Consider the following 9,595-nt stretch of genomic DNA (forward strand, 5'->3'; position numbering starts at 1 on the left):
AAAGGTTTGAGCCCGAATCTCTGCGGCAGGGCCGGCTGGTCGATCTTGCCGATCTGGGAGAAGTCCGCACGGCCGAGTATCTGATTGAGCCGACGCGAATTATCCATGCTGCGCACCACCCGGATGCGCGCGGGCTGGCCGTCCTCGCCAAGGCGCAATACCCAGGCAAGAAAGCCACTCGAACAGTGAACGAGGCTACCGATCGGGTAAATACCGTGACGTTTCATGTAACGCTGCAGCCACTCGCGGTCGGCTTCGTCACAGCTATGGTATAGGTCACGAAACACGTCGAGCGGTGTTGCTGCCTCGTGGGCGCCGATACCGCCCCGGACCTTGACGTCGATCAGGTCCACGATACGGGCGGCACGCGCGAGCGCGGCCAGGGCGACGGGTAGCTGGCCCGCATCGGCGGCATCGGTCGAATTGAGGCCTTCGATCACCGCACGGCGTGCGCCGCTTGCCGCCCAGGAGCCGGCCGAGCCCAGCGCCGGGTTGAGTTCCACATGGCTGTTCGTCGGCGCGCTCGGGTCGGTTATCAACGGGTCGGTCGCCGCGGTCTGCGGCCCGGCCTGTCGAATATTGCCCAGGTCGTGCACGAGCGCGGCCAGCACGATATCGCGCAGATTACGAACCAGCGTCTCCTCGCCCTGGACCAGATCGGCCAGGCGCCCGGCGACCGCAATACAATGGTGCAGCAGCGCGGGCTGTTCACTCAGGCAGCACAGCGCATAGAGAAAGGCCGCGCGATCTTCGGCCAGCAGCTTGCAGAGCGTATCCGCGCATTTTTCGAGTTCGTCGATAGGCAGCTCGCGGCCATGGCGCAACGCGATGGCGGCCGTGCCCAGCACATGCGCCACATGGCGCAGCGGACCCACCATCGCGGTGGTGCTTGCGTAGGGCGCTTTCTCCTGCCGATCCAGGCGGACCGCCACCGGTGACTCGGCGCCGCCGATGAACAGCCGCGAGGGCTGAATCATGTGATTGCGGCCCTGACCGGCACGAAACGCGATCTCGCGCTCCATTTCGCGCAGCAGTGCCGGCACTTCGGTCTGGCGTCCGGCCCCGGTGGTGGCGAATGAAAAGCCGACGTAGGCATAGGCATTACGTTCGGCCATCTGCACATGGCGTACCACGGCGGCCATCGAAGCGCGGGTGCCGTTGGGGAACTCGATGAGCAGTGCGGCAACCTGTTGTCCATGGGTCAGCAGCATGCCCGAGCGCAGCTCGATTTCGATACCGCAGCCGCCCAGCGAGAGGTCCATCAGCCGCGCGTCGATGGGCGCGTGGTTTTCGTGCACCTGCAACTGCACCAGCGCACGCATGCCGCGCACCAGCCGAACCCGGGTGGATTCACGCTTGTTGGAGACATAGACCCGTTCGGGCTTGGCCACGATCAGCTGTGGCGGATCGGCCTCGATACTGAATTGTTCGACCGCGATACCGCTGAACAACAGCGCTTCCGTGCCAAGGCTTGCATGCAGGCGCACGCCCGCGGCGAAGCGATCACGGGCCAGTCCAAGCACGTCGATCATCAGCCGGATGCGCTGGCCGCCGGCCTCGATACGGAATTCCTGGATATCGAAGCGCTCTCCGCTAGCTACGCACTCCAGGCGCAGATCGCAGTAGGGGCGCTCCTGCATGGCTTCGAAGGCGCTGGCGACGCGGTCGCCATCGTTTATCTCGATACGGGGGGCGTCAATCACGGGCGAAAGTAACCGCGCGGGCGGTAGCGATCGGGTTTGTCGTCACGCCCCTATCGGCCGCGCATGCGCGGGATTGAATAGGGGCTTGGCTGGATATTGTCATCAATTCGCCATAGGCCGGAAAAGTCAGCGACCGCGGGTTGCGGCATGCGCACGCCCTGCCGCGCCGAAGACGGTGCGCCCGATACGTATGCCGACCGCGCGGGCGCTCTCGCCGCCCGGCTGAAAATCGGTATTGCGTGGGTCAAGCTCGTAGAGATGATACCCGCCCTGCGGGGATGTCGTGTAGTAGTCCACGCGTTCCTCGGCCGGCACATCGGCGCGGCGCTGCAGACGATAGAGCAGGTAGACGCCCAGCACCGCCAGAAAGACGGTATTGGTATAGAACAGGCCGTTGGGCCCGAACTCATCCATGGCCGTGGCTGCCACCACCGGCCCGATACAGCTGCCGATACCGTAGGCCAGCAGCAGCGTCGTGCTGGCGGCGGTGATCCGGTGGCTGGGCATCTGGTCGTTGGTGATCGCGACCGAAACCGGGTACAGCGCCGCTGACAAGCCCATGTACAGACCGACCACCGCGATCAGCACGACCGCATGGGTATTGCCGACGAACGGGATCGCGGCACTTGTGATCGCTGCCACCACGAGCACGCCCATGAGCACCCGCCGCCGGTTGAAGCGATCACACAAACGCCCGATCGGCCAGGCCAGCAGCATCGCGCCCACGATCGCACTGGCCATGAACAGCGACAGGCGATCGGTCGGCAGGCCGATGCGATCCGCATACACCGGCGCCATCGCATAGAAGGCGTTCACCAGCAGCCCCGCGATCAACGCCGCACTGACGCCCACCGGCGAGGTGCGATAGAGCGATACCAGCGACAAACGCTCGGCGCCTTCAACCGTCGGTGCATCCATGCGCGTCAACGACAGCGGAATCACCGCCACGGTCACCAGCATCGCCGCGAGCGTGAAGGGGAATACGTTCTCCGGCGCGCTGACGTTGATGAGCAACTGGCCCGACGCCGTCGAGAGAAAGAATACGATCTGATACACGGCAAACAGCCGCGCCCGGTTGTCGTTGGTCGCCCGGCTGGAAAACCAGCTTTCCATGACGATCATCAGGCCGGCCATGGCAAAACCCGCAAACGCGCGCAGTGCGGCCCACAGCGGCGCGTTCACGGCCAGCGGGTAGATCTGGATGGTCACCGCCAGTGCGGCCGCGAACACGGCAAACGCGCGGATATGGCCGACGCGCTCGACCACGCGCTCGGCGAATACGGTGCCCAGGGTAAAGCCGACCGAATAACACACCAGAATCCAGCCGATCAGGCTGGTGGAAAAACCCTCCACGCTCAGGCGCAGGCCGAGCAGCGTCATCAGGAATGCGTTGCCGCTGATCAGCAGCACGATACTGGCAATAAGCGCGATCAGGGAGGTGGCCAAGCGTGTCATCGGAGAACCAAAACAAACGGTGGAAAACAGTAATTGCAACTGGATGCGAACGCCGTCGGCGGCGGCGGCGCATCGGGCAGCGCGGGTGCGCTAGGCGGGCTCGGCGCCTGCGAGCCTGATCTGCGGATGATCGAAGGCGATACGCCCGGCGATGGCCGCCATTTCAACGCGTGGCTGCGGGTACACCCAGCCCGCGTTCTCGTGGCAAACGCCGTCGATCACCACATGGTAATAACGCGTATCGCCCTTGTACGGGCAATGCGTCTGCTTGTCCGAGCGCTGCAGGCAGTCGGACACGATCGCCGCCCAGGGCAGATAGAAACGATCTTCATAGCCGCGTTCGCTCAGGCGTATTGCCTGCTCGGTGTGCCCGATTTGCTGGCTGCCGGCGTACACGCACAGGAGCGCGCCATGTGCCTGCAACTCGATACGGTCGTCGAAATAGGCCGGCATGGCGGCTCCTGGAATGTCTGCAGTCAGTCGATACGCTGCTATAGCGGGTGGCGTCCGGGCCCATAGTCTGGTGTTGTAGTCGGATAAATCAAGCGACGCCGCGCCAATTTTCACGATTGTTGAATTCGCCGCAAAACAGGCCCGCCGTCGTCCAGCACAGACAACGCTGCGTGCCACAGGCAAGCCCGGGCCAGTTCGTCTTGTGCATGGCCTCGGATGAGCGAAACGCCCAGCCGTGCACGGGACTGTCAGCCAAGTGAGGAATACGAGATGGATTTTTTCTATAACGCCCCCGAACGGGTCGTCGACGAGGCGATCGACGGCCTGGCACGGATCGCGCCGATCAAACGCAGTGCCGAAACGCACGGCGTGCGCGTGGTGGTCGATAGCGACTGGGACAAATCGCGGGTTGCCGTGCTCTCCGGTGGCGGCGCCGGGCATGAACCGTCGCATGCCGGCTTCGTGGGCGACGGTATGCTCGCCGGCGCGATCGCCGGCGATATCTTTACCTCGCCCAGCGTGGAGGCGGTGCTCGCCGCCATTCGTGCGACCTGCGGCGAGGCCGGCTGCCTGCTGGTCATCAAGAACTATACCGGCGACCGGCTCAACTTCGGCCTGGCGGCCGAGCGCGCCACCCGCGAAGGCTATCGCGTGCGCAGCGTGATCGTCGCCGACGATATCGCCTTGTCCGATGCGACCCAGAAGCGCGGTCTGGCCGGGACCGTGCTGGTCCACAAGATCGCCGGTCACTATGCGGCGTCCGGCGCGGACCTCGACACCGTGGCCGATATGGCCCAGCGCGTCTGCGAGGGCCTGTGCTCGATCGGACTGTCGCTGTCGAGCTGTACGTTGCCCGGCCATGCCATCGACAGGCGCAGCGCGGAGCTGGGTCTGGGCATCCATAACGAACCCGGCGTACGCGAGGTCGATCCGGCGGATGCCGGCGATGCCATGCAGCTGGTACTCGAGCCGTTGCTCGAAGCCATCAACGAACGCGCCGGCGCCGATACGCCGCTGGTCGTCATGCTCAACAATCTGGGCGGCTGTGCGACCCAGGAAATGAGCGTGCTCTTCAACGAACTGCTGGCCCGTCTGCCGGCCGAACGCGTGGCCCATGTGGTGGCCCCGGCTGCCTTGATGACCTCGCTCGATATGCACGGTTTCTCGGTAACGCTGCTGGCCGCGGAAGACGACTTTGTCACGGCCCTGCAATCGGCGGTGGCGGCGCCGGCCTGGCCCGGGCTGTATCGCCCGCAGGCAATCGACACCTTCGATGTCGAGCTGAGCGCTGCTTCGGACGACCCGGTTGGCAAGCGCGACACCGATCGTGAACAGCGCATTGAAGGCGTCGTACAGCGGCTGATCGAGTCGAAGGACGAACTCGATGCGCTCGATGCCAAGGCCGGCGACGGCGATACCGGCACCACGTTCGCCGCCGGTGCCCGGGCGATCGGCGATGCCCTGCAGGCACAGGCGCTGTCGAGCGGCGACGATGCACGCCTGGCCTATGAAATCGGTGAAATTCTCGCCCGCGACATGGGCGGTTCGAGCGGCGTGCTGCTGTCCATTCTGTGCACGGCGACCGGCGCGGCGCTGGACGAGGGCAGCGACTGGGCCGGCGCACTCGGTCGCGGTATCGAACGCATGCAGCATTACGGCGGCGCCGCCCCGGGCGACCGCACGCTGCTCGATGCGTTGATTCCGGCGGTCGAAGCCCTCGCCGAGGGCGGCAGTCTGTCGGCGGCTGCCAAAGCGGCGCGCACCGGGGCCGATGCGACGCGATCCATGACCCATGCCCGGGCCGGGCGCTCGGCCTATGTGCCCGAAAACGCCCTGCGTGACCTCACCGATCCGGGCGCCGAAGCAATCGCGCGGGTCTGGCAGCGGTTGGCCGAGGGCTGATTTTCGTCGCGCGTCATCTGTTGCATTCGCCGCAACAGGTGACGCGTGGCGGCTGTCGCAATGCAACAGCTGTAGCGTGCCGGTGCGCTCGCGTCACGCGGCGCCCGTATTTATAAAAATCCAGTAAAAACAGATGCCTGGTTGTTTTCTTGCTGTGCCCGTCGGCCTTGCTGCGTGTTCGCGGATCGGCTGGCATGCCGCTTGCTCCTGTCGTGATCAATAAAACGCGGCCTGCATGACAGCCGCATAAAAAATGGCGTTCGAGGAGATCCCAAAACGGCGTGCCCCGGCGATGCCTGTTCGGCTGCGATAGCGGTCGACGCGTCGTTTGTGCCGGTGCGTCGATGCCCGGCCTCGAGCGTCTTCTTTCGACAAGGAGCGCTATCCATGAGCAAGCCGGCAGAACCCGAACAGAATTTTATCGACGGTCATTTCGTGGCCGCCCGCGGCGAATCGATCGCGGTCGAAAACCCGGCCACCCAGGCCACCATCGGCCATATCCCCGACAGCGATGCAGACGTGGTGAATACGGCCGTGGCCGCTGCGCGTCGTGCCCAGCCGGCCTGGGAAAAGCGTCCGGCGATCGAGCGTGCCGGTTATCTGCGCCAGATCAGCGCGAAGCTGCGTGAGCGGGTGGCCGAGTTCGCCGACATCATCGTGCGCGAACAGGGCAAGGTACGGGCACTGGCCGAGGTGGAAGTCAACTTCACCGCGGACTATATCGACTACATGGCCGAGTGGGCGCGTCGTATCGAGGGCGAGGTCATCGAGAGCGATCGTGCCGGTGAAAGCATCTTCCTGCTGCGCAAGCCCGTGGGCGTGGTGGCCGGCATCCTGCCCTGGAATTTCCCCTTCTTTCTGATCGCACGCAAGATGGCGCCGGCGCTGGTCACGGGCAATACCGTGGTCATCAAGCCCAGTGAGGAAACGCCGCTCAATGCCTATGCGTTCGCAAAGCTGGTTGCAGAAACCGACATGCCCGCGGGCGTGTTCAATCTCGTGGGTGGACGCGGTGCAGTGACCGGTAACGCGCTGTGTGCCCACCCGGACGTGCGCCTGATCACCTTCACCGGCAGCGTGGCGACCGGCTCGCGGATCATGGCGACCGCGGCGACGAACCTGACGCGGGTGAATCTGGAACTCGGCGGCAAGGCGCCAGCGATCGTGCTGGCCGACGCCGATCTCGACCTGGCCGCGAAAGCGATCTGCGATTCGCGCACCATCAATACCGGCCAGGTCTGCAACTGCGCCGAGCGGATCTATGTCGAGAAAAGCGTTGCCGAGCCGCTGGCCGAGGAGATTGCCGCCCATTTGAAAGCGACCCGCTACGGCGACCCGTCAGCCGGAGCCGAGCTCGACATGGGCCCGCTCATCAACAAGGCCGGGTTGGACAAGGTCGCGGCCATGGTCGAGCAGGCCAAGGCCGATGGCGCGACCGTGGTCACCGGCGGTACGACCGCCGACCTGGGCCAGGGCTATCACTATCTGCCCACGCTGCTCACCGATTGCCGCGCCGACATGGCAATCATGCGCGACGAAATCTTCGGCCCGGTCCTGCCCATGCAGACCGTCGATTCGCTGGATGAAGCCATCGCGCTCGCCAACGATTCCGACTACGGCCTCACCTCGTCGATCTACACCACCAACATCAACGCCGCGATGCAGGCCGTACGCGGACTGCAGTACGGCGAGACCTATATCAACCGCGAGAATTTCGAGGCCATGCAGGGCTTTCATGCCGGCCGGCGCAAGTCCGGCATCGGCGGTGCCGACGGCAAGCACGGCCTTTACGAGTTCATGGAGACGCACGTCGTCTACATGCAGCACGGCTAACGCACCGAGGAGAAAAAACAATATGAATACGCAGAGATTCCACCCGTCGCAGGCCTGGCGACGTCATACCGGGCTCGCCCTGGCGTTGCTCGCGTTCTGCCAGCCCGTGGCGTTTGCCGAAACCGGCAGCGGCGCCCGCGGGCCGGCCGATGTCGACGGCGAGCGCATCATCAATGCCGACAAGGAACCCGGCAACTGGATGAGCACCGGCCGGACCTACGACGAACAGCGTTACAGCCCGCTGGACGACATCAACGACGAGAACGTCGATGAGCTGGGTCTGACCTGGCAATACAAGCTGGACGTCGATCGCGGCGTCGAGGCCACGCCGATCGTGGTCGACGGCGTGATGTACACCACCGGCGCCTACAGCATCGTCTATGCCTTCGATGCGGCTTCCGGCGAACTGCTGTGGAAGCACGACCCGAAGGTCGATCGCACCAAGGCGGCGAGCTTCTGCTGCGGCGTGGTCAACCGCGGCGTAGCCGTATGGAAAGGCAAGGTCTTTCTCGGCACGCTGGACGGGCGCATGGTCGCTATCGATGCCGCCAGCGGCAAGGAAGTCTGGTCGGTCGATACGATCATCGATCACGATCGCAGCTACGGCATTACCGGTGCGCCGCGTATCGTCAAGGACAAGGTGATCATCGGCAACAGCGGCGCCGAGTTCGGCGTACGCGGCTATATCACCGCCTACGATACCGAAACCGGCGACAAGGCCTGGCGCTTTTTCACCGTGCCGGGCGACCCGGCCAAGCCGCAGGAAAACGAAGCGCTGGAAATGGCCGCCAAGACCTGGCACGGCGATGCCTGGATCGAGCAGGGCGGCGGCGGCACGGCCTGGGATTCCATGGCCTACGATCCTGACCTGAACCTGCTTTATGTCGGTGTCGGCAACGGCTCGATGTGGAATTACAAGGCACGTTCCGATGCCAAGGGCGACAACCTGTTCCTGTCGTCGATCCTGGCGATCAACCCCGACAACGGCGAGTATGTCTGGCACTACCAGACCACGCCGGGCGACGCCTGGGACTACACCGCGACCCAGCACATGATCCTTGCCGATCTCGAAATCGACGGCAAGAAACGCGAAGTGATCATGCAGGCGCCCAAGAACGGCTTCTTCTACGTGCTCGACCGCAAGACCGGCAAGGTGATCTCGGCCGAGAAATATGCGCCGGTCAACTGGGCCGAGAAGGTGGATCTGGAAACCGGGCGTCCGGTGTTCACCGACCACGCCAAGTACTGGGAACAGGACGGCCCGGTCGTCGTACAGCCCGGCTTCTGGGGCGGTCACGACTGGCAGCCAATGTCGTACAACCCGAACACCGGTCTGGTCTATATCCCCAAGCATTACTTCGAGGTGACCTACGAAGACGTACGGGACCCGGAATGGACACCGCAGAAGGGCTTCTACCAGCTCGGCACCAAGGCCGCGGCCATGTCCGACGATGCCGAGGAAATGCAGTCCTGGGCCGATCGCTGGACCGGCGGTCTGCTGGCCTGGGATCCGGTCAAGCAGGAAAAAGTCTGGGAAGTACCGCACAAGACCATCTTCAACGGCGGCACGCTCTCGACCGCGGGCAATCTCGTGTTCGAGGGCACGGCCGACGGTCGCGTGGTGGCTTATCGGGCCACCGATGGCAAGAAGCTATGGGAATCGCCGGCCAACAGCGGCGTGATGGCCGCGCCGGTGACCTATTTGGCCGGCGGCGAGCAGTACGTCACCTTCATGGTGGGCTGGGGCGGCGCGTTCTCCACGTTTGCGGGCGGCCAGTCCAAGAACGCCGGTGTGCGCCCGTATGCCGAGGTGTTGACCTTCAAGATCGGCGGCAAGGAGAAGCTGGCCGAGCCTGATTTCCCGCCGCTGGCCAAGCCGGAACCGCCCGAGCAGACGGCAAGCGCGGCGGACATCGCCGAGGGCAAGGATCTGATGAACGGTCATTGCAGCCAGTGTCACGGCATGAACGCCGCGAGCGGCGGCGTGACGCCGGATCTGCGTCGTCTGTCGGCCGATACCCACGATCAGTTCAAGGCAATCGTGATGGGCGCGCGCCTGAGCAAGGGCATGCCGTCCTATGCCGAGGTGCTCGAGCCGGCACAGATCGACAAGATCCATGCCTACCTCATCAAGCGGGCCAACGATCTGCTCGACGAGGAATACAGCGACGACCAGTAAAGGGTCGTTTCTTAGGGAACCTCTGATCTATTCATCTACGGTCGCGCCGGTGTCTTTTGCGCGCGTCTGA

General features: G+C 64.3%; 6 protein-coding genes. 3 read left to right on the forward strand and 3 right to left on the reverse strand.

Translation table 11 applies throughout. From position 1 onward, the window contains the following. From ABNU97_RS16035 to ABNU97_RS16045, 3 genes are all read right to left on the reverse strand, one after another. Window positions 1–1,703: PilZ domain-containing protein (locus tag ABNU97_RS16035; RefSeq protein ID WP_348767683.1), on the reverse strand; the 1,703-nt coding region annotated here is incomplete at its 3' end. A gap of 126 nt (window positions 1,704–1,829) precedes the next feature. Next, a complete protein-coding gene (locus ABNU97_RS16040) occupies window positions 1,830–3,158 on the reverse strand; it encodes an MFS transporter (protein ID WP_348767684.1) in 1,329 nt (442 codons plus the stop codon). 90 nt (window positions 3,159–3,248) lie between these two features. Continuing rightward, window positions 3,249–3,611, reverse strand: a complete 363-nt coding sequence (locus ABNU97_RS16045) for a DUF427 domain-containing protein (protein WP_348767685.1) — start codon at window positions 3,609–3,611, stop codon at window positions 3,249–3,251. Window positions 3,612–3,881: 270 nt separating this feature from the next. On the opposite strand from ABNU97_RS16045, the gene ABNU97_RS16050 reads away from it, so the two are divergent. From ABNU97_RS16050 to ABNU97_RS16060, 3 genes are all read left to right on the forward strand, one after another. After that, complete coding sequence (locus tag ABNU97_RS16050) at window positions 3,882–5,513, forward strand: dihydroxyacetone kinase subunit DhaK (RefSeq protein ID WP_348767686.1); 1,632 nt, start codon at window positions 3,882–3,884, stop codon at window positions 5,511–5,513. Window positions 5,514–5,900: 387 nt separating this feature from the next. Beyond that, window positions 5,901–7,346 (forward strand): aldehyde dehydrogenase, encoded by a 1,446-nt coding sequence (aldA, locus tag ABNU97_RS16055; RefSeq protein WP_348767687.1) that lies wholly within the window; start codon window positions 5,901–5,903, stop codon window positions 7,344–7,346. A 22-nt stretch (window positions 7,347–7,368) separates the two neighbouring features. Next, entirely contained in the window at window positions 7,369–9,525 is a 2,157-nt protein-coding gene (locus tag ABNU97_RS16060; RefSeq protein WP_348767688.1) for a PQQ-dependent dehydrogenase, methanol/ethanol family, read from the forward strand. Window positions 9,526–9,595: the final 70 nt, after the last annotated feature.

Origin of the sequence: uncultured Salinisphaera sp. (assembly GCF_964012375.1) — a bacterium.
Lineage (GTDB): Bacteria > Pseudomonadota > Gammaproteobacteria > Nevskiales > Salinisphaeraceae > Salinisphaera.